The sequence below is a fragment of the Arthrobacter sp. YAF34 genome, assembly GCF_052113245.1.
Taxonomy (GTDB): Bacteria; Actinomycetota; Actinomycetes; order Actinomycetales; family Micrococcaceae; genus Arthrobacter.
The window spans coordinates 359,916-382,491 of sequence record NZ_JBFRCV010000002.1; the positions used below are offsets into that span (position 1 = coordinate 359,916).

22 protein-coding genes are annotated in these 22,576 nt (G+C 67.5%); 19 read left to right on the top strand and 3 right to left on the bottom strand.

Going from position 1 to position 22,576, the window contains the following annotated elements; all coding sequences use genetic code 11:
- The first annotated feature begins 249 nt into the window (after positions 1–249).
- From AB4Y72_RS04015 to AB4Y72_RS04030, 4 genes are all read left to right on the top strand, one after another.
- A complete protein-coding gene (locus AB4Y72_RS04015) occupies positions 250–3,210 on the top strand; it encodes a DNA translocase FtsK (protein ID WP_441424865.1) in 2,961 nt (986 codons plus the stop codon).
- Between the two features lie 92 nt (positions 3,211–3,302).
- Complete coding sequence (pgsA, locus tag AB4Y72_RS04020) at positions 3,303–3,875, top strand: CDP-diacylglycerol--glycerol-3-phosphate 3-phosphatidyltransferase (RefSeq protein WP_441424965.1); 573 nt, start codon at positions 3,303–3,305, stop codon at positions 3,873–3,875.
- Positions 3,872–4,426, top strand: a complete 555-nt coding sequence (locus tag AB4Y72_RS04025) for a CinA family protein (RefSeq protein ID WP_441424866.1) — start codon at positions 3,872–3,874, stop codon at positions 4,424–4,426. The genes pgsA and AB4Y72_RS04025 overlap by 4 nt, the downstream gene beginning before the upstream one ends.
- Before the next feature lie 139 nt (positions 4,427–4,565).
- Positions 4,566–5,018, top strand: a complete 453-nt coding sequence (locus AB4Y72_RS04030) for a helix-turn-helix domain-containing protein (RefSeq protein WP_441424867.1) — start codon at positions 4,566–4,568, stop codon at positions 5,016–5,018.
- Between the two features lie 77 nt (positions 5,019–5,095).
- Here the strand turns inward: AB4Y72_RS04030 and AB4Y72_RS04035 are convergent, their stop codons facing one another.
- The gene (locus AB4Y72_RS04035; protein ID WP_441424868.1) at positions 5,096–5,635 is read right to left on the bottom strand and encodes a MarR family winged helix-turn-helix transcriptional regulator; all 540 of its coding nucleotides are present in this window, start codon (positions 5,633–5,635) and stop codon (positions 5,096–5,098) included.
- A 41-nt stretch (positions 5,636–5,676) separates the two neighbouring features.
- On the opposite strand from AB4Y72_RS04035, the gene AB4Y72_RS04040 reads away from it, so the two are divergent.
- From AB4Y72_RS04040 to dapF, 6 genes are all read left to right on the top strand, one after another.
- Positions 5,677–5,913, top strand: a complete 237-nt coding sequence (locus tag AB4Y72_RS04040; protein WP_441424869.1) for a DUF3046 domain-containing protein — start codon at positions 5,677–5,679, stop codon at positions 5,911–5,913.
- A 222-nt stretch (positions 5,914–6,135) separates the two neighbouring features.
- On the top strand, positions 6,136–7,188 hold the full coding sequence (gene recA / locus AB4Y72_RS04045; RefSeq protein ID WP_441424870.1) for a recombinase RecA: 1,053 nt from the start codon (positions 6,136–6,138) through the stop codon (positions 7,186–7,188).
- 199 nt (positions 7,189–7,387) lie between these two features.
- Positions 7,388–7,873: a regulatory protein RecX gene (locus AB4Y72_RS04050; RefSeq protein WP_441424871.1), complete on the top strand. Its 486-nt coding sequence runs from the start codon at positions 7,388–7,390 to the stop codon at positions 7,871–7,873.
- Positions 7,874–7,918: 45 nt separating this feature from the next.
- The gene (miaB, locus tag AB4Y72_RS04055; RefSeq protein WP_441424872.1) at positions 7,919–9,529 is read left to right on the top strand and encodes a tRNA (N6-isopentenyl adenosine(37)-C2)-methylthiotransferase MiaB; all 1,611 of its coding nucleotides are present in this window, start codon (positions 7,919–7,921) and stop codon (positions 9,527–9,529) included.
- Positions 9,530–9,533: 4 nt separating this feature from the next.
- Positions 9,534–10,484 (top strand): tRNA (adenosine(37)-N6)-dimethylallyltransferase MiaA, encoded by a 951-nt coding sequence (gene miaA, locus AB4Y72_RS04060; RefSeq protein WP_441424873.1) that lies wholly within the window; start codon positions 9,534–9,536, stop codon positions 10,482–10,484.
- 51 nt (positions 10,485–10,535) lie between these two features.
- Complete coding sequence (gene dapF, locus AB4Y72_RS04065) at positions 10,536–11,489, top strand: diaminopimelate epimerase (protein ID WP_441424874.1); 954 nt, start codon at positions 10,536–10,538, stop codon at positions 11,487–11,489.
- On the opposite strand, the gene AB4Y72_RS04070 is transcribed toward dapF, so the two are convergent.
- A complete protein-coding gene (locus tag AB4Y72_RS04070; protein ID WP_441424875.1) occupies positions 11,470–12,084 on the bottom strand; it encodes a class I SAM-dependent methyltransferase in 615 nt (204 codons plus the stop codon). The two genes, dapF and AB4Y72_RS04070, sit on opposite strands and share 20 nt — an antisense overlap.
- A gap of 531 nt (positions 12,085–12,615) precedes the next feature.
- On the opposite strand from AB4Y72_RS04070, the gene hflX reads away from it, so the two are divergent.
- A complete protein-coding gene (gene hflX, locus AB4Y72_RS04075) occupies positions 12,616–14,220 on the top strand; it encodes a GTPase HflX (RefSeq protein ID WP_441424876.1) in 1,605 nt (534 codons plus the stop codon).
- On the top strand, positions 14,213–16,357 hold the full coding sequence (locus AB4Y72_RS04080) for an ATP-dependent DNA helicase (protein ID WP_441424877.1): 2,145 nt from the start codon (positions 14,213–14,215) through the stop codon (positions 16,355–16,357). The genes hflX and AB4Y72_RS04080 overlap by 8 nt, the downstream gene beginning before the upstream one ends.
- Before the next feature lie 72 nt (positions 16,358–16,429).
- Here AB4Y72_RS04080 and lexA read toward each other — a convergent pair whose 3' ends face one another.
- On the bottom strand, positions 16,430–17,179 hold the full coding sequence (gene lexA / locus AB4Y72_RS04085; protein ID WP_441424878.1) for a transcriptional repressor LexA: 750 nt from the start codon (positions 17,177–17,179) through the stop codon (positions 16,430–16,432).
- A gap of 363 nt (positions 17,180–17,542) precedes the next feature.
- Between lexA and AB4Y72_RS04090 the strand changes: the two genes are divergently transcribed.
- The 7 genes from AB4Y72_RS04090 to AB4Y72_RS04120 all read left to right on the top strand — a co-directional run bounded on the left by AB4Y72_RS04090 (position 17,543) and on the right by AB4Y72_RS04120 (position 22,519).
- Positions 17,543–17,920 (top strand): LysM peptidoglycan-binding domain-containing protein, encoded by a 378-nt coding sequence (locus tag AB4Y72_RS04090; protein WP_441424879.1) that lies wholly within the window; start codon positions 17,543–17,545, stop codon positions 17,918–17,920.
- A gap of 79 nt (positions 17,921–17,999) precedes the next feature.
- Entirely contained in the window at positions 18,000–19,118 is a 1,119-nt protein-coding gene (locus AB4Y72_RS04095) for a histidinol-phosphate transaminase (protein WP_441424880.1), read from the top strand.
- A gap of 71 nt (positions 19,119–19,189) precedes the next feature.
- The gene (gene hisB / locus AB4Y72_RS04100) at positions 19,190–19,816 is read left to right on the top strand and encodes an imidazoleglycerol-phosphate dehydratase HisB (RefSeq protein ID WP_091557762.1); all 627 of its coding nucleotides are present in this window, start codon (positions 19,190–19,192) and stop codon (positions 19,814–19,816) included.
- On the top strand, positions 19,813–20,598 hold the full coding sequence (gene hisH / locus AB4Y72_RS04105; protein ID WP_441424881.1) for an imidazole glycerol phosphate synthase subunit HisH: 786 nt from the start codon (positions 19,813–19,815) through the stop codon (positions 20,596–20,598). The genes hisB and hisH overlap by 4 nt, the downstream gene beginning before the upstream one ends.
- Positions 20,599–20,757 (top strand): hypothetical protein, encoded by a 159-nt coding sequence (locus tag AB4Y72_RS04110; RefSeq protein ID WP_441424882.1) that lies wholly within the window; start codon positions 20,599–20,601, stop codon positions 20,755–20,757. It abuts the gene before it with no gap.
- A gap of 48 nt (positions 20,758–20,805) precedes the next feature.
- Positions 20,806–21,552, top strand: coding sequence for a bifunctional 1-(5-phosphoribosyl)-5-((5-phosphoribosylamino)methylideneamino)imidazole-4-carboxamide isomerase/phosphoribosylanthranilate isomerase PriA (gene priA / locus AB4Y72_RS04115; protein ID WP_441424883.1), 747 nt, complete (start codon positions 20,806–20,808; stop codon positions 21,550–21,552).
- 13 nt (positions 21,553–21,565) lie between these two features.
- Complete coding sequence (locus tag AB4Y72_RS04120; protein WP_441424884.1) at positions 21,566–22,519, top strand: SseB family protein; 954 nt, start codon at positions 21,566–21,568, stop codon at positions 22,517–22,519.
- Positions 22,520–22,576 lie beyond the last annotated feature (57 nt).

Genomic DNA, 22,576 nt, shown 5'->3' on the forward strand with positions numbered 1-22,576 from the left:
TAAGCCTCAGGTGGTTCACCGGGCGTAAGCCTCAGGTGGTTCACCGGGCGTAAGCCTCAGGTGGTTCACCGGGCGTAAGCCCTCTATCCGCGCGGGCGCTTGCCCGGCAAACGGCCTCCCCGGCCAGCTCGCAGCCTCAGGGCCGCGGCAGGCGGGGGAGGCCGTTTGGCGTTGCGGCCGCGGGCAACATGATGCCGGACGGCCCGGAAATTCGGGGCTTTTGGCCCGGTGTCCGGTACCGTGGCGGGTATGGCGACTCGTACTTCTTCCGCGCCTAGAGGAAACTCAAGCGGCAAATCAGGCAGTTCTCCCGGCCGGGGGTCCAGTCCCGCCGCATCCAAATCCGCCCGGCCGCGGGGAACCAGCGGCGGCACCGCAGGTCGAACCGCAGCCACCGCGCGGACCCGGCAGCTGGCCGCCGTCGAGCCGCACCAGCCCTGGGTTGTGCGGGTGCTGGCCGGCGCCTGGCTCGGCATCGCCCACGTCCTCGGCGCCGGCATCCGCCGGGTCGGCCATGACGTCAGCGACCTTGACCCCGGGGACCGCCGCGACGGCGCCGCGCTGTTCAATCTGGCCTTGGGGGTCTTCGTCGCCACGTTCGCGTGGTGGGGTTTCCACGGCTGGCTTCCCGATCTCGTGTTCGCGATCGTTAACGGCACGTTCGGCTGGATGGCCCTGCTGCTTCCGCTCATGCTGTTCGTCTGTGCCTTCCGCCTGTTCCGCCAGCCCGACGACGGCCGCGGCAACAACCGCATCGGCATCGGCTTCCTCATCATGACCTTCGCCGGTTCCGGACTGGCCCACATCATTGGCGGCCAGCCGACCGTGGCCGACGGCTTCGACGGACTGCGCAGGGCCGGCGGCATGCTCGGGTACCTCGCCGCCGCCCCGCTGGCCGCACTCCACCCGGCAGTTCCCGTCGTGGTCTACGGGCTGCTGGCCTTCACCTCGCTGCTGATCGTCACCGCGACCCCCTTCGGCGCCATCCCCGGACGCCTGCGGGACGGGTACGAGCACCTGATGGGCCTCGACCTGCAGGACGACGACGGCGACCGCCATGACCGCAGCTACCTGTATGAGAACGACGCCCCGGCCGCGCCCAGGAAGAAGCGCAAACGCCTGTTCGGCAAGGACCACGAGGACGACGCCGGACTCGAAGCCTACGTCGGCGACGAAGCCTTCGAGCGCGCACTCATCGCAGATCAAGAGGCAGCCGACCACGACGCTCCGCCTGCCAAGGGCAGGAAGGGCGCCAAGGCGCTCTCTGGCGCCGCGGCCGACGTCGCGCCCGGCGTCCGGCGTCCTACCCAGGCCGAGATCGCCGTCGAAAAAATCAAGGCGGCCCAGGGCCTCGGCGCGGCCGCAACCGCGGGGTCCGTTGGCGAGGACGCCACCGAGGCCATCCCGCTGGTGACTCCAGGGATGGTGGCGGCAGGGTCGCTGAAGCCCGCAGTGGCGGCCCCGAAGGTGCCGGCCAACCCGGTGGCGCCGGCACCCCTGCCTACCCCGATCCCGCAGCGCACCGAACAGCTCTCCCTGGCCGGCGACGTCACCTATACCCTGCCGGCGTCGGACATGCTGACGCCCGGTTCCATCCCCAAGGAACGCACCGAGGCCAACGACGCGATCGTCGCCTCGCTCACCGAGACCCTCAACCAGTTCAACGTCGATGCGCAGGTGACCGGCTTCAGCCGCGGCCCCACCGTGACCCGCTATGAAATCGAACTGTCCCCGGGCACGAAGGTGGAGCGGGTCACGGCCCTGTCCAAGAACATCTCCTATGCGGTCGCCAGCTCGGACGTGCGGATCCTGAGCCCCATCCCGGGCAAGTCCGCCATCGGCATCGAAATCCCCAACACGGACCGTGAAACCGTGTCCCTGGGCGACGTGCTCCGCAGCCAGAACGCCCGCCGCACGGACCACCCGATGGTCATGGGCGTCGGCAAGGACGTCGAGGGCGGCTACGTCGTGGCCAACCTCGCCAAGATGCCGCACCTGCTGGTGGCCGGGGCCACCGGTGCCGGTAAGTCCTCGTTCGTGAACTCGATGATCACCTCGATCCTCATGCGGGCCACCCCGGACGAGGTCCGTATGGTCATGGTGGACCCCAAGCGCGTGGAACTCACGGCGTACGAGGGCGTCCCGCACCTGATCACCCCGATCATCACCAACCCGAAGAAAGCCGCCGAGGCACTGCAGTGGGTGGTCCGGGAAATGGACGCCCGCTACGACGACCTCGCCAACTACGGGTTCAAGCACATCGATGACTTCAACAAGGCCGTCCGGGCCGGCAAGGTCCACCCGCCCGTGGACTCCAAGCGCGTCATCAAGCCCTATCCGTACCTGCTGGTGATCGTGGACGAACTCGCCGACCTCATGATGGTGGCCCCGCGCGACGTCGAAGACTCGATCGTCCGCATCACCCAGCTGGCGCGTGCGGCCGGCATCCACCTGGTCCTGGCCACCCAGCGTCCCTCCGTCGACGTGGTGACCGGCCTGATCAAGGCGAACGTGCCCTCCCGCATGGCCTTCGCCACATCCTCCGTCACCGATTCCCGGGTGGTCCTGGACCAGCCGGGCGCCGAAAAACTCATCGGCCAGGGGGACGCCCTCTTCCTGCCGATGGGTGCGTCCAAGGCGATGCGCGTCCAGGGCGCCTGGGTCACCGAGTCCGAAATCCACAAGGTGGTCGAGCACGTCAAGGGCCAGCTCAAGGCCGTCTACCGCGACGACGTCGCGCCCGAGGCGCAGAAGAAGCAGATCGACGACGACATCGGAGACGACCTCGAGGTCCTGCTCCAGGCCACCGAGCTCGTGGTCACCACGCAGTTCGGCTCCACCTCGATGCTGCAGCGCAAGCTCCGTGTCGGCTTCGCGAAAGCCGGCCGGCTCATGGACCTGCTCGAGTCCAGGGGAGTGGTGGGCCCCTCCGAGGGTTCCAAGGCCCGCGACGTGCTGGTCAAGCCGGATGACCTCGCCGCGGTGCTCGCGGCGATGAAGGGGCTCGAGGCGCCTGCCGCGGCCGATGCCCAGACGGCGGCGCTGAGCGATAACGCCAACGCGAACATCGCCCAAGGCGGTTACGCGGAGGACCTCGTGGCCGCCGACCTGGCCAACCGCACCCAGGCTACCGAGTACTACGACGGCGCCGACGGCGGTTCCGATGACGAGGACGGCTCAGAGGACGCCTGGTCGCTCACCGGACGCTAGCATGCGAAGACGGGTAGCCTAGGAAGGTGAATAGCGCCGAAGCCAATGCCGGATCCGCCTCGCGGATCTGGAACCTGCCGAATATCCTGACGATGCTGCGGATAGTGCTGGTGCCATTCTTCGTCTGGTTCCTCATCCTCGATGCCCCCGGGTGGCAGGCCCAGAACGGCGTCTGGCGCTGGGCGGCCGCAGTCGTTTTTGCCGTCGCCATCTACACGGACAAACTCGACGGCGACATCGCCCGGTCCCGCGGACTCGTCACCGATTTCGGCAAGATCGCCGACCCGATCGCCGACAAGCTCCTGATCGGCTCCGCGCTGGTCATGCTCTCGCTGCTTCAGGAACTGCCCTGGTGGGTCACCATCCTGATCCTTGTCCGGGAATGGGGCATTACCGCGCTGCGGTTCTTCGTCATCCGCTACGGCGTCATACCGGCCTCGCGCGGCGGGAAGCTCAAGACGGTGGTCCAGACCCTGGCGATATTCCTCTACATTCTTCCGCTGACGGCCATCGCCCCGTGGCTTGGCATCGTGGCGTTCGTCGTCATGATGGCCGCCCTGGCGATCACCCTGTGGACCGGCGGTGAGTACGTGGTCGAGGCCCTCAAGCTCCGGGCCTCCGGCATCAGGGCAGAGAAGGAACGGACAAGGGAGAACAAGCCATGAGTGATCCGAACTCCAGTCTTCACGCCGCCCCCCACGCCGCCCCCCACCCCACACTGCACCCCAACCTGCACCGCCTGGCGGAGCAGGCCGTGACCGGTGCCATCGGCCGCGGGATGACCGCCGCCACCGCTGAATCCCTCACCGCCGGAATGGTCGCCGCCGTGCTGGCCGACACGCCCGGCGCCTCCGGCATGCTGCAGGGCGGCGTCATTTCCTACGCCAACTCGGTCAAGGCCGATGTCCTGGGCGTCCCCGGCGAGCTGCTCGCCGCCGCCGGCTCCGTGGACGGGCAGGTCGCCGCCGCCATGGCCGACGGCGCCCGCCGCATCTGCGGTGCCGACATCGGTGTGTCCACCACCGGCGTGGCCGGGCCGGAACCGCATGACGGCAAGGCGGTGGGCACGGTCTTCATCGGCGTCGCCACCGCGGAGGCTTCGACGTCGTACCCGTATTCCTTTGAGGGAAGCCGGGCCGAAATCCGCGCACTCGCGTGCGGCGCGGCCTTGGAGCGCCTGCTCGAGGCCCTATCTTCGGAAGGCTACCCGGCGTAAAGTTGCCGGGAACAAAAGTTGATTCCGAATAGTTGTTACATTGTGTCGCTTCCAAATATGGGAGGCGCCTAGGATGAAATCATCAGCAGAGTCCGCCCCCACCGGCGGAATCGACAGTACGAGGAGCAAGGCGATACAGATGGTAAAGCAGCCCGTATCCATAAACGGCGTTGTCCGCTGGAAGGATGTGGGCCTCGCCGATCAGGCAAAGAGCGAACAGAAGGAGCGCAAGATGGTAGTACTTCGTCACGAAATCGGTGATGTCCTGCGCGATGTCCGCCAGCGCCAAGGCCGTACCCTCCGCGAAGTCTCGCACAGTGCCCGTGTTTCCCTGGGCTACTTGAGCGAAGTGGAGCGCGGTCAGAAGGAAGCCTCCTCGGAGTTGCTGTCCTCGATCTGCTCGGCCCTCGATGTTCCGCTCTCGAGCATGCTCCGCGAAGTCAGCGACCGCGTCGCGGTCGCTGAGGGTGTCGCAGTTCCGGACACGGTCCCGCAGGAGTTCGCGCAGCGCTACGGCCGCGACCTTGACCGAGAGCTCAACACCGACCTTAACGACGAGCTGGCGAAGGGCCTCCTTTCCGGAGCCCGCTAAACGCCGACTCACCACGACTCACGAAAAGGACCCCCGGCCACGGCCGGGGGTCCTTTGACGTGCATGTCGCGGTTGCCTCAGGCGTGCTCGTCCCGGGGAAAACCATCGCGTTCGTAGGTGGCATTGAGCTTCGCCATGTACATGGCCAGGGCCTGCAGATCCTGGGCGGGCCACTCGGCCAGACGTTCGCGGAACACCTCCCGCCGGGCATCCTGGACCTGGTGCATCCGTTCCTCGCCCTCGGGCGTCAGCCGGATGGACTGCGCCCTGCCGTCGAGGGGATCGGCCTCCTTCGCCACCAGGCCGAGGTTCTCGAGGAACGCAACCTGCCGACTCACCGAGGGCTTCCCGACCCCGATGGAAGACGCCAGTTCGGTTAGCCGGATGGGGCCCTGCTTGCGGATCACGCTGAGCAGCCCGTAGGCCGCCGGTTCCATGTCCGGGTGGACCTGGCGTGAGAGCTGGTGGGAAATGGAGCGTCCCCGGCGCCAGAGGAGGCTCAGCTGGACTTCGACGGCGTTAAGGGCCGCGTCGGCATCGGCACCGGTCGTTCCGCGGGCGTCGGCGCCGGCGTCTCCGGGGAGGGAAGCTCCGGCGGGCTCGGTGGGGTTGCTCATGGCAACCATTCTAGAGGCCCGGGCCGTGAGAGACTTGGTTGGTGCGAATGAGTGACTTTTGGCGGCTAATGGACGACGAGTTCGGATCGGGCTACTCGCGCGTCCTGAGCAGTTCGCTGGTCTTGGCAGGGGTTGGCGGACGCACCGCGGACCAGGCCCTCAGCGCCGGCGTCCCCCCCCGCCAGGTCTGGCTGGCCCTGTGCGATGTCCAGGACGTGCCGCAGGAACGCCGCCTCGGCAGGGACGTCAAGCCCCGCGACAACCCCGCAGCCCGCTGACGCTTTGCGCGCGGACGGCGCCGCCGCCGCAGGCCCGCCTGACCTGACACGCCGCCCGATTGTTCGAATATCTGTTCGGATAGGGATATGCTTTTTATGAGCGTTTTCCACATGGGTGGCTCTCCCGGCAACTTTTGTCGGAGGGTGCCGGTAGCGTCAGTGATGACAGACGAAGGGCCTACACGGCCACTCCACAGCGAGAAAGTATTAGAGGTGTGAACCATGGCCGCAGCCCCGGATCGCCAGAAGGCGCTCGACGCAGCGCTTGCCCAGATTGACAAGCAGTTCGGCAAAGGCTCGGTCATGCGCTTGGGCGATGAAGTCCGTGCGCCCATCGAAGTTATCCCGACCGGCTCCATCGCCTTGGACGTCGCCCTGGGAATCGGCGGCCTGCCCCGCGGCCGCGTCGTGGAAATCTACGGGCCTGAATCTTCCGGTAAGACGACGGTCGCCCTGCACGCGGTAGCCAACGCCCAGCGCCAGGGCGGCATCGCCGCATTCATCGACGCCGAGCACGCCCTCGATCCCGAATACGCCGCCAAGCTGGGCGTCGACACGGATGCACTCCTGGTCTCCCAGCCGGACACCGGCGAGCAGGCCCTGGAAATCATGGATATGCTCATCGGCTCCGGCTCCCTTGACGTCATCGTCATCGACTCCGTCGCCGCCCTCGTTCCGCGTGCGGAAATTGAAGGCGACATGGGCGACAGCCACGTGGGCCTGCAGGCCCGATTGATGAGCCAGGCCCTCCGGAAGATCACCGGCCGCCTGAGCCAGACCAAGACCACGGCTATCTTCATCAACCAGTTGCGTGAAAAGATCGGCGTCTTCTTCGGCTCCCCGGAAACCACCACGGGTGGTAAGGCCCTGAAGTTCTACGCCTCGATCCGCATTGACGTCCGCCGCATCCAGACCCTCAAGGAGGGTGCGGACTCGGTCGGCAACCGCACCAAGGCCAAGATCGTCAAGAACAAGATGGCCCCGCCTTTCAAGATCGCCGAGTTCGACATTATTTACGGCCAGGGCATTTCCCGCGAGGGCGGCATTATCGACATGGGTGTCGAGCATGGGCTGATCAAGAAGTCAGGCTCCTGGTTCACCTACGATGGCGACCAGTTGGGCCAGGGCATGGAGAATTCCCGCCGGTTCCTGCGCGACAACCCGGAATTGGCGGCCGAACTCGAACGCCTGATCAAGGAAAAGCTCGGCGTCGGCGTCAAGGCCCCGGCAGAGGCCGAGGAGTCACCGAAGCTGAAGGCCGTTGACGGCTTCTAACGCCGGAGCAGACGCTGGGTCAGGCGCCCGGGCAGGCACCGGGTCAGGGTTCCGTCAGTGGGGCCCTGACCCCGAAGGTGCCGACGCGTATGCCGAGGGCCCGGACCCGCGGGCGGGCGCTTCCGGGCGCGGTTCACGGGGCTCCCGTGGCCGGAAGGGACCGTCCCCGGAACTGGATCCGGACGCGGACCCCGCGGCGGTGGCCCGTGCCATCGTGCTGCGGCAGCTGACGAATTCACCCAAAAGCCGGCTGCAGCTCGCGCGCAAGCTGGCCGAACGCAACATTCCCGAGGACGTGGCCGAGGCAGTACTCGACCGCTTCGAGGAAGTACGGCTGGTTGACGACGCAGAGTTCGCCGACATGTGGGTCCGCAGCAGGTCCCAAACGCGCAAACTCGCCAAAGGGGCCCTCCGGCGTGAACTCGCGGACAAGGGCATCGACCCCGAGACCGCTGCGGGTGCGCTGGACCAACTCAGCGATACCGACGAGGAAGCGGCAGCGCGTGAGCTTGTGGAGCGCAAGCTGCGGGGGTTCACCGGCGGTGAAGACCGGGCGGAGCGCGAGAAGATCACCCGCCGCCTTGCTTCGATGCTCGCCCGCAAGGGATACCAGCCGTCGCTCGCGTTCCGGATTGTGGGCGACGTGCTCGATTCCGTCGCCGGACGGGCCGGGGCCGGGGACTAGCGCTGCCCGCCACTGCGTGCCAGCCTGACCCGTTACCCTTAACACGTGAGTTTTACCATTCCCTCCCCAGCGGCCGGCACCCCTTCTTCAGCTGCGTCTCCGGCTGTGCCGCCAGCAGCCAGCGCAGACGCATCAGCTCCGGAGCGCGATTCCGGGCAGGCCCAGCCCCGCACCTACCAGGTGCGGACCTTCGGCTGCCAGATGAACGTGCATGATTCCGAGCGCATGGCCGGCATGCTGGAGGCCGCAGGCTACGTCCCTTCCGCCGGCGAGCTGGCCGACGTCGTGGTGTTCAACACCTGCGCGGTGCGGGAGAACGCGGACAACAAGCTGTATGGCAACCTCGGCATCCTGGCCCCCGTCAAGGCCGCCAACCCCGGTATGCAGATCGCCGTCGGCGGTTGCCTCGCGCAGAAAGACCGGGAGACCATCCTCAAGAAGGCGCCGTGGGTGGACGCGGTGTTCGGCACCCACAACGTCGGTGCCCTGCCGGCGCTGCTGGACCGGGCCCGCCACAACAACGAGGCCCAGCTGGAAATCCTCGAATCGCTGGATGTCTTCCCCTCGACCCTCCCGACCAAGCGCGACTCCGTCTATTCCGGCTGGGTGTCCATCTCGGTCGGCTGCAACAACACGTGCACGTTCTGCATCGTCCCTGCCTTGCGGGGCAAGGAAAAGGACCGACGCCCCGGGGAAATCCTGGCCGAAATCCAGGCGCTCGTGGACGACGGCGCCATCGAAGTGACGCTGCTGGGGCAGAACGTGAATTCCTATGGCGTGGAGTTCGGCGACCGGCAGGCGTTTTCGAAACTCCTGCGGGCATGCGGGCAGATCCCGGGCCTCGAACGGGTGCGTTTCACCAGCCCCCACCCGGCGGCCTTCACCGACGACGTCATCGACGCGATGGCCGAGACCCCGAACGTCATGCCGCAACTGCACATGCCGCTGCAGTCCGGCTCGGACAAGGTCCTCAAGGACATGAAGCGGTCCTACCGCTCCACCAAGTTCCTCGGCATCCTGGACAAGGTCCGGGAGAAGATCCCGCACGCGGCAATTTCCACCGACATCATTGTCGGGTTCCCCGGCGAGACGGAGGAAGACTTCCAGGCCACGCTCGACGTCGTGGAGAAGTCCCGGTTCGCCACCGCCTTCACCTTCCAGTACTCCAAGCGGCCCGGCACCCCGGCCGCGGAGCTTCCGGAGCAGCTCCCCAAAGCCGTGGTCCAGGAGCGCTTCGAGCGCCTCACGGCCTTGCAGGACCGGATTGCGGCGGAGGAAAACGCCCGCCAGCTCGGCCGCCGCGTCGAGGTCATGGTCACCGCCCATTCGGGCCGCAAGGCAGAGGAAACCCACCGGCTCTCCGGCCGGTCCCAGGACCAGCGGCTGGTACACTTCTCTGTACCCGAGGGCGCCGAGGCACCCCGCCCCGGTGACCTGGTGACCGTCACCATTACGGAGGCGGCCGCGTTCCACCTCATCGCGGACCCCGCAACGGCGGAGGACTACAGCCTGCGCCGGTCCCGGGCCGGTGACGCCTGGGACCGGTCCCAGGCAGATTCCTGCGGCGTCCCCGCCAGCCCTGCGGGCACCGCCGGAGCGCCCGGCAAAAGCGGTGTGTCGCTGGGCATGCCCAGCCTCCCGGTCCGCGGCCGTTAGCGCCGTGGCAGGGGCCCAGGGCAGCGATCCGACGGGGGAGGCGCCGCCGGTGATCGCCGTCGTCGGCCCCACCGGTTCGGGGAAATCCGATCTCGCCGTCTCGCTCGCGCTGGAGCTCGACGGCGAAGTCATCAACGCCGATTCCATGCAGTTCTACCGCGGCATGGACATCGGCACCGCCAAGATCACCGACGCCGAACGCCGGGGGGTGCGGCATCACCTCCTGGACATCCTGGACGTGACAGAGGAAGCGAGCGTCTCGGCCTTCCAGCACCAGGCGCGCGCTGTGGTCGCCGACATCCACAGCAGGGGGAAAAGGGCCATCGTGGCCGGTGGCTCCGGACTGTACGTCCGCGCCGCGCTTGATGTCCTGGAGTTTCCGGGCACCGACCCGGACATCCGCCGCCGGCTGGAGGCCGAACTGGAGGCGGCGGGCCCCGCGCCGCTGCGGGAACGGCTGGAAGCGGCGGACCCCGTATCGGCGGCCAGACTCGGCGATGCCCGCCGGATCATCCGCGCCCTGGAGGTCTTCGAACTCACCGGCCGGCCGTTCAGCTCCTTCATGCCAGAGCGCAAATACTTCCAGCCTGCCGTCCAGATAGGACTCGAGGTCGACCGGGAACTGCTCCGGGAGCGCCTGGCCCAGCGGGTCCACGCGATGGTGGAGCGGGGGCTTCTTGAGGAAGTCCGCCGGCTGGATGCCGCAGGACTCCGCCACGGCAAGACAGCGTCCCGGGCCCTGGGCTACGCCCAGTTCCTCCGGGTGCTCGACGGCGTTTCCAGCGTGGCGCAGGCGACGGACGAAACAATCCTGGCCACCCGGCAGTTCGCACGCCGCCAGCTGACCTGGTTCCGGGCAGACCCCCGGGTCCACTGGCTCGACTGGCGGGATTCTGACCTGATGAACAAGGCCGCGGCACTGTGCGGGACGCCGCCCGATCCGCCCTTGGCGTAGCGGGCCGGTCCCGGTTCCGGAGCGGCGGGGGCGGAACGGTAACCTTGGAGCATGGACCACACCCAATCCGTAGCAGCTGAGCGTACCGCCGGCGACACCGCAGCCCTCAGCGGCCTGAAGTTTTCCAAAGGCCACGGAACGGGCAACGACTTTGTCCTGGTCGCAGACCCGAACGGCGCCCTTTCGCTCAGCCCCGAGCAGGTGGCTGCCCTCTGCGACCGGCACCGCGGTATTGGCGGGGACGGCCTGATCCGCGCTGTGCCCTCCAGGCTCATGGCCGAGGGCCAGGAATTGCTGGCTGCGAACCCCGATGCCGAGTGGTTCATGGACTACCGCAACGGCGACGGGTCACTGTCGGAGATGTGCGGCAACGGCGTCCGCGTATTTGTGCACTTCCTCGTCGCGGAAGGCCTGGTGGACCTTCCGGCCGGCGAGTCCCTCATCATCGGCACCCGCGCCGGGGCCAAAACGATCGTCCGGACAGCTGCCGGCTACGCCGTTGACATGGGTCCGTGGGAGTTCATTTTCCCCGGCGAGGCAACGGCACGGGCGATGGATTCGCTGGTCAGCGCCGAGGGTCTCGAAGTGGCCAGGCCCGCGCTGTCCGTCAGCATGGGCAATCCGCACACGGTCGTGGCCCTGGCCGAAATGGCGGAACTCGAGGCCACCCAGCTGTTCACGGCGCCCAGCGTGGACCCCACCCCGCCGCACGGCACCAACGTTGAATTTGTTGTGCCGGCCGAACCCCTGGTCCACGAAGGCATGGGGACCATGACCATGCGGGTCCACGAACGCGGCGTGGGGGAGACCCAGTCGTGCGGCACCGGCGCGTGCGCCGCCGCCGTCGCCATCCGCCATTGGGCCGGCCAGGGCGCACCGGACGCGTGGAACGTCCATGTTCCCGGCGGTGTTGTCGGTGTGAAATTCTTCGTCGGTCCGGACGGGCACGAACACGTCGAGCTCAGTGGCCCGGCCGTGATCGTCGCTAGTGGGACGCTTTCCTGACCCGAAGGATGCGGAATGACTTCGAGGTGCTCTCCCGGGTCACGGTGAAGCTCGCGTCGAGTTCCGCCGCCAGCCAACGCTGCAGCGAGTCGGAGCCGAGGTTTTTCTGGACCACGAGCCATGCCGATCCGCCCGGCGCCAGCCGGGGAATCCAGAGCCGCAGGAGGGCATGAAGCTCGTCCTTGCCGATCCGGATCGGCGGGTTGGACCAGATGGTGTCAAAACGCAGGTCGGGATCCACGGTGTCCGGCGTGCCGGCAGTGACGTTGTCCAACCCCAACAGCGCGGCGTTTTCGTTGGTCAGCGTCACGCAGCGCTCGTTGACATCCACCGCGTAGACCCGCGCATGCGGTGCCCGCAGCGCCATGGTCAGCGCGATCGGGCCCCAGCCGCAGCCGATATCCAGCAAATTGCCTTGCGGAGCCGGTGCCGGGACATCGGCGAGCAGCACGGCCGTTCCTTTGTCGATCCCGTCCGGGCTGAAGATCCCTGAGGACGTCTGCAGCCGCCGCGTCTCACCGGCAAGGTCCACGGTGAGCCGCTTGCGGGTGAAGGGCCCGGCGGGCTGGGCGCTGAAATAGTGTGCAGACTCCATAATGGGCCAGATTAGTTGGCGCCGCGCCCGAATGGGAAACCAGGGAGGGGAGCATCGGTGTCTGCTAGGCTGAGCGGCATGATCTTGATCTCCAAGTAGCCGGCACGGGTCTTTTCCCGTTCCCGCAGCGACGCAGGTAAAACGCCTTCCGCTCAGTGCGCCATCGCAAGCGTGAGTCCTCTCACCGCCGGCGCCTGCATCACTTGGAACCCAGCCTTTCTTTCGGCACCGTGTGTGCCGGACGGCGCGTGTCCTTAGACCGGTTGTCCTTGACAACGTGTCTCATCGACAGGTCCCGGCCGGGCTTGGCGGACGGCACCTGCCTCACTGCGTTCCCCGCAGCCGGGCGCATTGCGGCGCCCCTCCCCAGTACTCAGCCACCGCTCCACCGGAGCCCACCCTGCCCACGCACCGCTGCCGCGGGCAATCCAGGAGGCCTGCATGACCCCCCGCCGTCAGCCCAGCGCGAATACCGCCCCACAGAGCACCAATCGGCACTATTCTGAAAGAGCCGAACCCCTAAAGGAGACCATGACCACCCAGCCCAACACCGGACCCGATTCAGCCGCCCAGGACATGAGTCCTGAGGAGATTCAGGCTGTTATCGACCGGATTCTCTCCAAGGACACCCCTGCCCCGAGCGCAGGCCGTAACTCCGGAACCAGTGCCAGCGCCGCAGCGGGTGAGGGCACCAGCGGCCCGGCATCGGTGCTCGGCAAGGCACAGGCCATCTCGCGCCTCGATGAGGTGTACACCAACTTCGACGGCGACCAGCAGGATCTCGAGGAGCGCCACGCGCTGCGCCGCAAGGCCGGCCTGTCCACCGAGCTCGAAGACGTCACCGAGGTCGAATACCGGCAGTTGCGCCTTGAGCGCGTCGTGTTGGCCGGACTGTGGAGCGAAGGAACCCTCGCTGACGCCGAGAATTCGCTGCGCGAACTGGCGGCCCTCGCCGAGACAGCCGGCTCCGAGGTCCTGGACGGACTCGTCCAGCGGCGGGCCAAGCCTGATCCCGGAACCTTCCTGGGCTCCGGCAAGGCGCAGGAACTCAAAGCAATTGTGGTGTCCACGGGCGCCGACACCGTGGTGGTCGATGCCGAACTGGCCCCGTCGCAGCGGCGCGGCCTGGAGGACATCGTCAAGGTCAAAGTCATTGACCGCACGGCGCTGATCCTGGACATCTTCGCGCAGCACGCGAAGAGCCGGGAGGGCAAGGCACAGGTTGAACTGGCCCAGCTGGAATACCTGCTTCCCCGCCTGCGCGGCTGGGGCGAGTCGATGTCCCGCCAGGCCGGTGGCCAGGTGGGCGGCGCCGGAGCCGGCATGGGTTCGCGTGGTCCTGGTGAAACGAAAATCGAACTGGACCGTCGCCGGATCCGCACCCGCATGGCCAAACTGCGGCGGGAAATCGCCGCCATGAAGCCGGCCCGGGAAACGAAGCGTGCCAACCGCCGTCGTAATGCGGTGCCGTCGGTGGCGATCGCCGGGTACACCAACGCCGGGAAATCCTCCCTGCTGAACCGCCTGACCGACGCCGGCGTTCTCGTGGAGAACGCGCTGTTCGCCACCCTGGATCCCACCGTCCGCAAGGCCGAAACCGCCGACGGGCTGGGCTACACCCTCGCGGACACCGTGGGATTTGTCCGCTCGCTGCCCACTCAGCTCGTCGAAGCGTTCCGCTCCACCTTGGAAGAGGTTGCCGACTCGGACCTGATCCTGCACGTCGTGGACGCTTCGCACCCTGATCCGGAGGGCCAGATCGCCGCAGTCCGGGCGGTCTTCAGCGACGTCGACGCCCGCAAGGTCCCCGAGATCATTGTCCTGAACAAGGCCGATGCCGCCGACCCGTTCGTGCTCGAACGGCTCAAGCAGCGCGAACCGCGGCACGTGGTGGTCTCGGCCCGCACGGGCGAAGGCATCCCGGAACTGCTCAAGGCCATCAGCGACGGCATTCCGCGGCCGGGCGTGAAGCTTGAACTGCTGATCCCGTACAACCGCGGGGATCTGCTCAACAAGCTCCACGAGACCGACGCCGAGATCCTCAGCCTGGACCACGAGGAAACCGGGACGCGTGCCGTGGTGAAGGTGCGCGAAGGACTCGCCGCTGAACTGGATCCCTTCATCAGCAATGACTGAGGCCGCTCTGAACCAGGCTGACGCCGGATCTGATCGTGACGAACCGGCCGACGCCGCGGCCGCTGATGCTGCCGACTCCGCCGACGCGGCGGGTCGGGGCGCGGCCGGCGAGGAGTTCGTGGTTGAACTGCTCGACCGTGCCGTGTCCGGCATGGGCGGCCAGAGCCGCGACGGCCAGCACGAAATGGCCCGGCAGGTGGCGCGCGCAATCGACAGCGGCGACCACCTGCTGGTCCAGGCCGGCACCGGCACCGGCAAGTCATTGGCGTACCTGATTCCGCTGATCGCCCATTCGCTGACCAGCGACAAGCCCACCCTCGTCTCCACCGCCACCCTGGCCCTGCAGACACAGATCGTCGGCCGGGACCTGCCCAGGCTGCTGAAGACCATCACCCCCGCCTTGGAACGGCCCGTCAAGGTTGCCCTGGTGAAGGGCCGCGCCAATTATGTGTGCCGGCACAAACTCGAGGGCGGGTTCCCGTCCGAGGAGCCGTCCGAGGGGCAGCTGTTTTCCCTTGGCGAGGACACGTCCGTGCCGCACTTCGCTGCCGCCCTGGGCGGCCCGTCCTCCCAGCTCGGCAAGGAAGTGGTCCGCCTGCGTGAGTGGGCCGAGGAGACGGCGACGGGGGACCGCGACGAGCTCATGCCCGGTGTCACCGACCGCGCCTGGCGCCAGGTCTCGGTAACGTCCATGGAGTGCCTCGGCGCCCAGAAATGCCCGCTCGCCGCCGAATGCTTCAGCGAGCTGGCACGGCAAAACGCCGCGGACGCCGACGTCGTCGTCACTAACCACGCCATGCTCGCCGTCAGCGCCTTCGAGGGCCTGGCGGTCCTGCCCGAATACGACGTGGTGGTGGTGGACGAGGCGCACGAACTTCAGGACCGGGTCACGGGCGCGGTGTCCGGTCAGCTCTCGGTGGCAATGGTGCACGCTGCCGCTTCGGGGGCCCGGAAGCACACGGGTATCACCGTGGACGCGCTGAACAATGCCGCGTCCCATCTGGAACTGGCCATCGATGGCGTGCCCAGCGGGTTGATGCCCAACGGCCTGAACAGTGAGCAGCTGGATTGCGTCGACCAGCTGCGGGACGCCTGCCGTGCCGCGCTGTCCGATTCCAAGGGGGACAGCTCGACGCCGGCCGACGGCGGTCGCCAGCTGGCCCGGTCACGCCTGATGGTCATCCTGGAACTCTGCGAACGGCTCCTGGCCGCACGCGAAAACCGCGAAGTCGTCTGGTTTTCCCGCAACAGCAGCTTTGACCCGGCCCAGGGCTACTCCCAGCCGGACGAGAGCGCGCCGGCGTTGATCAATGTTGCCCCGTTGAGCGTTGCGGGGCGTCTGCGTGAGGGACTGTTCGCGGATCACACCGTGATCCTGACCTCGGCCACACTGGCCATCGGGGCAGCGTTCGAGCCGGCCGCCGGAGGCCTCGGCCTCGTGGGCAACGGCGCCCCGAGCTGGACCGGCGTCGACGTCGGGTCACCTTTCGACTATCCGAAACAGGGCATCCTCTACGTCGCCCGGCATCTGCCCAAGCCCGGCCGGGGGACTTCTCCCGAGGCCCTGGACGAACTCGAGAAGCTGATCCGGGCGTCCGGCGGCGGTGCCCTGTGCCTGTTCTCGTCGCGGCGTGCTGCCGAGGAGGCGGCCGAGGCCATGCGGCCCCGGCTGGACGTCAGCATCCTCTGCCAAGGGGAATCGAGTATGACGGCGCTGGTGCGGCAGTTTGCCGATGAGCCGGACACGTGTCTGTTTGGCACCATGTCCCTCTGGCAGGGTGTGGACGTACCGGGCGTGTCCTGCCGGCTGGTGGTCATTGACCGGATTCCGTTCCCGCGGCCGGACGACCCGCTGATGACGGCGCGATCCCGGGCCGTGGCCCAGGCCGGCGGCAACGGCTTCATGTCAGTTTCGGCGACGCACGCCGCGATCCGGCTCGCCCAGGGGGCCGGGCGGCTGATTCGTTCGACCTCGGACAAGGGTGTGGTGGCAGTGCTGGACTCGAGGCTGTCCACGGAGCGCTACGGCGGGTTCCTGCGCGCCGCGCTTCCCCCGTTCTGGCCCACCACCGATCCTTCGATTGCCCTCGCGGCGCTGGAGCGGCTTGCCATGGACCCCGGACAGCCGGCCAAGTAGGCCGCTGGGAGTTTGAGTGCGGGGCCCCGTCCGACTCCGGACGGGGCCCTCACGCGCTGTTGCTGGCGGGAGTCAGAGGGAGCGGAGCACCGACACGACTTTGCCCATGATGACGGCGTGATCGCCGAGGATGGGCTCGTATTGGGTGTTTTGCGGCAGCAGCCAGGTGTGCCCGTCCCGTTGCCGGAACGTCTTGACGGTGGCTTCGTCGTCCAGCAGTGCGGCCACAATGTCGCCATTCACGGCGTCACCCTGGCGACGGACAACCACCCAGTCGCCGTCGCAGATGGCGGCATCAATCATCGAGTCGCCCGCCACTTTGAGCATGAACAGCTCGCCATGGCCCACAAGCTGGCGCGGCAGGGGCATGACGTCTTCGACCACTTGGTCGGCGAGAATCGGGCCGCCAGCCGCGATCCGTCCGACGAACGGCACCATTGCCGTGTCGGTGGCGCTGGCGAGTTCAGTCACGGACAGGCCGCCGACGGCGCGCAGGCCGCTGGACTTCTCGACGCCCGAAATGGGCGTGGTCCCTTCGTCCAAAGTCAGTGGCATGAGCACTTCCATCGCCCGCGGACGTTTCGGGTCCCGCCGCAGGTAACCGAGTTTTTCCAGCTGGGAGAGCTGATGGGTCACGCTGGACAAGCTGGCGAGTCCGACCGTGTCGCCGATCTCCCGCATGGAGGGCGGATAGCCGTTGTCCGTGACGGAGCGCTGGATGGTCTCCAGGATTTTCTTCTGCCGGACGGTGAGGCTCTTGGGGGCCCGTGCGGGCTGGGCGCTCCGTGAGCTGGCCCTGCCGCCGGTGGCTTGTGCTGCCATGTTCGCCAACGCCTTTCCGATCCACCCGGCCGCCGTGGCTGCTGTCACCGGGAACTTCCGGCCTGAATTGTCAGACCCTCCTGATCAACTACCGATGAACGAGTTCACGAGTGGTTGTTCTTTCCCTCAAAAGTAGGCCAGCCGCAGAACTTTTTCAAACATTTGTTCTAGCGAGTCTCGACATCGTTCGTCACTAAGTGCTAAAACAGAACAAGCATTATTCGAATATGTGTTCGATAAGTTGATTCGAGCTTCCAAAGCTTCGAGAACACTGTTCGGTTCTATGTTCGAAGGTTCGGCCGGTTGGCGGCGCGTATGTGGAGCACGCCGGGCGGCACCGTATGGTCCAGGAGGGCTCAATTCATGTCAGCAGCAAGCGCGATTCATGGCACATTCGTTCACAACGCCCCGGACCACCGGCCCAAGCAGGCGCCGCTGCGGCTCACCCGGCGCGGCCGGTTCGTCTTCTTCGGCGTCCCGCTGATCCTGCTGGCCGCGCTGCTTCTCTCGCTCGGCGGATTTCTCAACGCGCCCGCGAAGGCTGCCGATTCCGCCGGACAGCTCTCGGTGACGCCGACCGTTTCCGTGACGGTGCAGCCGGGGGAGTCGCTCTGGGCCATTGCGGGGTCCGTGGCGCCGGAGCGTGATCCCCGTGACGTCGTCGCCGATATCGTCCAGCTGAACAACCTGGACGCTGCACGCGTGATGCCGGGCCAGCGTCTGTTCGTCCCGTCCAAGTAACGCCCCGCCAGTACCGTGTCAGTACCGGCGGTGGCGTCACGGTTTCGGTGCCAGCGGCGCAACCACTTAAACTGGTCACGTGACTGACCAGCTTGAGCGCCTCAACCGACTGCCCCTCCGAACCAATCTGCGCGGCCTGCGTCCGTATGGCGCGCCCCAGTTGGACGTCCCCATCCTGCTCAACGTCAATGAGAACACCCACGGTGTCCCGGCCGACGTACGCGCGGCCATCACCGAAGCCGTGAGCACCGCCGCCGCCGGGCTGAACCGCTACCCGGACCGGGAGTTCACGGAATTGCGTGAGGCCCTCGCCGAATACCTTGGCCACGGCCTCACCGCGGAGCACATCTGGGCCGCGAACGGTTCCAACGAAGTCCTCCAGCAGATTCTCCAGGCGTTCGGCGGCCCCGGCCGGACCGCGCTCGGCTTCCCTCCCACGTATTCGATGTACCCGCTGCTGGCAGCGGGTACCGATACGCAGTACATCGTCGGTGCCCGAGAGGCGGACTACGGCCTCAGCGCGGAATCGGCTGCCCGGCAGGTCCGGGAACTTCAGCCCAACATCGTCTTCCTCTGCTCGCCGAACAATCCCACCGGCACGGGGCTGGGGCTTGATGTGGTCGAGGCGGTTTACGACGCCGGCGAGGCCAGCCAGACCGTCGTGATCGTCGACGAGGCTTACCACGAGTTCGCCCACGACGGCACGCCCAGCGCCCTCACACTCCTGCCCGGCCGGGAGCGGCTCATCGTCTCGCGGACCATGAGCAAGGCGTTCGCCCTCGCCGGGGCGCGTCTGGGCTATATGGCCGCGGCTCCGGAAGTTGCCGATGCCCTCCGCCTGGTCCGCCTCCCGTACCACCTCTCCGCCATCACCCAGGCAACGGCCCTGGCTGCCCTGAGCCACCGGGCGGCGCTCATGGCGGACGTCGAGGACATCAAACGCCAGCGCGACCGGATCGTGGCTGAACTGATCCGGCTCGGACTCAAGCCGGCCGCCTCTGATTCCAACTACGTGTTCTTCGGCGGACTGGAGAATCCGCACGACGTCTGGCAAGGCCTGCTGGACGCCGGTGTTCTCATCCGCGACGTTGGCATCCCGGGGCACCTTCGGGTGACCGCCGGCACTGAGACGGAAACCACAGCCTTCCTTGACAGTCTCGAACGCATCCTGACCAGCCAGGCAAAGCCGCAGGCCTAGACTTGTTGGGGAGCCAGAGCGCCCCGCCAGACTGCCCAGCACGCTGCCTTCTTTCCAAAGGACACACCTAGATGAGCAACACCGGATCCACCGCCGCCGAGGGCCGGACCGCACGCATGGAACGGACCACCAGTGAGTCCTCGGTCCTGGTCGAGATCAACCTGGACGGCACCGGGGTCTCGGACATCAGCACATCGGTCCCCTTCTACGACCACATGCTGACGGCACTGAGCAAGCACTCGCTGATCGACATGACCGTCAAGGCCACCGGAGACACCCACATCGATGTCCACCACACCGTCGAGGACGTGGCCATCACCTTCGGCGAAGTTCTGCGGACCGCCCTTGGCAACAAAGCCGGCATACGCCGCTTTGGCGAGGCGACCGTTCCCCTGGATGAGGCCCTTGCCCAGGCCGTCGTTGACGTCTCGGGCCGGCCCTACCTGGTTCACGCCGGGGAGCCGGCAGGCCAGGAATACCACCTTATCGGCGGCCACTTCACGGGCTCCCTGACCCGGCACGTCTTCGAAGCGATCACGCTGCACGCCGGAATCTGCCTGCACATGAACGTCACCGCCGGACGCGATCCGCATCACATCGTCGAGGCCCAGTTCAAGGCCTTTGCCCGGGCGCTGCGCGCGGCCGTGGAACCGGATCCCCGCGTCGAAGGCATTCCGTCCACCAAGGGCGCCTTGTGACCGGCCCGCTACTCCGCGACGGGGCCATCATCGATCCTGTTGCCGGGACTAAGCCGGCCTCTCCTGAGGGCAAGCCCACGGTGACGGTACTGGACTACGGTTCGGGAAATGTCCGGTCGGCCGTGCGTGCGCTGGAGCGGGCCGGCGCTGAAGTCATCCTCAGCTCCAAACCGGCTGACGTCCTGAACGCCGACGGCCTCGTCGTCCCGGGCGTCGGCGCCTTCGAGACCGTCATGCGCGAACTGAAGGCCGTGGACGCCGTCCGCATGATCGGCCGCCGTGTTGCCGGAGGCCGCCCCGTGCTGGCCATATGCGTGGGGCTCCAGGTGCTCTTCGAGGCCGGCGTCGAACACGGCACAGAAGCCGAGGGCATGGGGGAGTGGCCCGGCAAGGTCGAGCTGCTGCCCGCCGACGTCGTCCCGCACATGGGTTGGAACACCGTCTCCGTTCCGGCTGGGTCCAAACTGTTCGCGGGCGTGGAGGACGAGCGTTTCTACTTTGTGCACTCGTACGGTGTCCAGCACTGGGACTTCGACGTCATCCAGCCCCGGATGGCTGCACCCCTGGTGACGTGGTCCGAGCACGGCGCCCCGTTCATCGCGGCCGTGGAAAACGGTCCCCTGTGCGCCACGCAGTTCCATCCCGAGAAGTCCGGCGATGCAGGCGCCCGGCTGCTGCGCAACTGGGTGGAGGGCCTGCGCCCGGCAGCCCCCGGCGCCGCAACCCCGAGCGCCGCAGGCTCCGCAACCGCAGAGTCCACAATCCCGGAACAGACCGCCTAGATGTGGTCCCTGTTGCTCATGGGCCTCGCCGGTCTGTTGGTTGGCGGTGCGATCTCCTTCCGGCAGCAGAAAAGCCCGCGCTGGCTGCAGATCGTTTTCTACGTCCTGGCGGGCATGTCGCTGCTTGCCGCCTACCTGCTGACCCTGCCGGCCTCCTGACACCGCCGCGGCCTTCCAACCATCCATTCCCAAGCTGAGGACTCCACGATGACCACCGAATCCCCTCTGCCCGTACTCGAGCTGCTGCCCGCCGTCGACGTCGTCAACGGCCAGGCCGTCCGGCTCGTGCAGGGCGAAGCCGGCAGCGAGACGAGTTACGGCACCCCGCTGGAGGCCGCGCTCAACTGGCAGCAGCAGGGGGCTGAGTGGGTGCATCTGGTCGACCTTGACGCCGCCTTCGGACGCGGCTCGAACGCCGAGTTGCTTCGCGAGGTCGTGGGGCGGCTCGACATCAAGGTTGAGCTCTCCGGCGGCCTGCGTGACGACGAATCCCTGGAGAAAGCGCTGGACCTCGGCGTCGCCCGCGTCAACCTGGGCACCGCGGCACTGGAGAACCCGGAGTGGACCCGCCGGGTGATCGAACGCTTCGGCGACAAGATCGCCGTCGGCCTGGATGTCCGCGGCACCACCCTCGCCGGCCGCGGCTGGACGAAGGAGGGCGGGGATCTCTGGGAGGTGCTGGGCCGCCTCGAGGACGCCGGCTGCGCCCGGTACGTCGTCACCGATGTGACCAAGGACGGCACGCTCCAGGGTCCCAACGTCGAACTCCTGCGCCAGATGGTCGAGAAGACCGGCAAGCCCGTCGTCGCCTCCGGCGGCATTTCCAGCCTCGACGACCTCAAAGTCCTGCGGTCCCTGGTGCCGCTGGGCGTCGAGGGCGCCATCATCGGCAAGGCCCTCTACAACGGCAACTTCACGCTGCCGGAGGCCCTCGACGTCGCCGGCCGCCGTTAGCCGGCCGGCGGTCATGTCGCACACCCCCGAACCCGACGACGGTGCGCAGGCCGGCACCGGCCCGGCTCCGGTCCGGCACCTGCCCGGACACATCGCCGCGGCCCTTGCCGGCGCCGGCGGGGCCACGGACTCTGCCGGGCAGCCCTGGGCGGGCCGCAGCCTGTCCGGCGATGACGCAACGATCCACAATTTTGAGGACGATGACGGCACCGCCGACGCCGGCTACCTGGCAGCCGTGGCCGACCTCGCCGCGGGCACGGGCGATGAAGCGGCCGTGGTGACCGCGCTGGCCACCGCCCGCGTATTCGTGCCCATCGTCGCCCAGCTTGCCGAAGAGGGCGAAGCCGCAACGCCCGTGCACGGGGACGGGCTGCACGGGGACGACACTCACGGGGACGGGCTGCGCTCGGACAAGCAAGCCGACATGGCCCTCGTGACGCTCAAAGCGCCGGACGGGCGGACGGCTATGCCCGTGTTCACCTCGGCGGCGTCGCTTCAGGCCTGGCATCCGGAGGCCCGGCCGGTCGCCGTGTACGCGGCCCGGGCCGCGCTGTCCGCCGTCGCGGAAGGCGCCGAGCTGCTCGTGCTCGATCCCGGCTCCGAGCTGACCTTCGTGGTGCGCCGGCCGGCGGTTTGGGCCCTTGCCCAGCAGCAGACCTGGACGCCTTCCTACGCCGATCCGGAAGTGGCCGGTGCCCTCGGGAACAGCACGGTTGGCTTTCCTGCCGTCCGACGTGTTGAAATTCATCCGGGGGGTGGGGTTGCCTCGGCAACGGCCGATGGCAGGCGGCTCCCCGGCGGAGGCGCCGGCCCGGAGCTCCGTGTGGTCCTCTACCTGGAGGACGGGCTCGACGCCGCCGGCGTGCAGTCCCTCGTTGCCGGCCTCAACCAGGCCTGGGCCAGGAATGAAATTTTTGCCGAGCGGGTTGACTCGATCGAGGTCAAGCTGCAGCGCGCAGCACCATAGCTGACGGCCCAACGCGGGACATCGCGGTGCTGCCGTGGGCAGTACTAGAAGGATGTA

Bases quoted from the DNA above. Each gene is read 5' to 3' on its own strand.
- AB4Y72_RS04015 (WP_441424865.1), top strand. From the start codon at position 250: ATGGCGACTCGTACTTCTTCCGCGCCTAGAGGAAACTCAAGCGGCAAA.
- pgsA (WP_441424965.1), top strand. From the start codon at position 3,303: ATGCTGCGGATAGTGCTGGTGCCATTCTTCGTCTGGTTCCTCATCCTC.
- AB4Y72_RS04025 (WP_441424866.1), top strand. From the start codon at position 3,872: ATGAGTGATCCGAACTCCAGTCTTCACGCCGCCCCCCACGCCGCCCCC.
- AB4Y72_RS04030 (WP_441424867.1), top strand. From the start codon at position 4,566: ATGGTAAAGCAGCCCGTATCCATAAACGGCGTTGTCCGCTGGAAGGAT.
- AB4Y72_RS04035 (WP_441424868.1), bottom strand. From the start codon at position 5,635: ATGAGCAACCCCACCGAGCCCGCCGGAGCTTCCCTCCCCGGAGACGCC.
- recA (WP_441424870.1), top strand. From the start codon at position 6,136: ATGGCCGCAGCCCCGGATCGCCAGAAGGCGCTCGACGCAGCGCTTGCC.
- dapF (WP_441424874.1), top strand. From the start codon at position 10,536: ATGGACCACACCCAATCCGTAGCAGCTGAGCGTACCGCCGGCGACACC.
- AB4Y72_RS04070 (WP_441424875.1), bottom strand. From the start codon at position 12,084: ATGGAGTCTGCACACTATTTCAGCGCCCAGCCCGCCGGGCCCTTCACC.
- hflX (WP_441424876.1), top strand. From the start codon at position 12,616: ATGACCACCCAGCCCAACACCGGACCCGATTCAGCCGCCCAGGACATG.
- AB4Y72_RS04080 (WP_441424877.1), top strand. From the start codon at position 14,213: ATGACTGAGGCCGCTCTGAACCAGGCTGACGCCGGATCTGATCGTGAC.
- lexA (WP_441424878.1), bottom strand. From the start codon at position 17,179: ATGGCAGCACAAGCCACCGGCGGCAGGGCCAGCTCACGGAGCGCCCAG.
- AB4Y72_RS04090 (WP_441424879.1), top strand. From the start codon at position 17,543: ATGTCAGCAGCAAGCGCGATTCATGGCACATTCGTTCACAACGCCCCG.
- hisB (WP_091557762.1), top strand. From the start codon at position 19,190: ATGAGCAACACCGGATCCACCGCCGCCGAGGGCCGGACCGCACGCATG.
- AB4Y72_RS04110 (WP_441424882.1), top strand. From the start codon at position 20,599: ATGTGGTCCCTGTTGCTCATGGGCCTCGCCGGTCTGTTGGTTGGCGGT.
- priA (WP_441424883.1), top strand. From the start codon at position 20,806: ATGACCACCGAATCCCCTCTGCCCGTACTCGAGCTGCTGCCCGCCGTC.
- AB4Y72_RS04120 (WP_441424884.1), top strand. From the start codon at position 21,566: ATGTCGCACACCCCCGAACCCGACGACGGTGCGCAGGCCGGCACCGGC.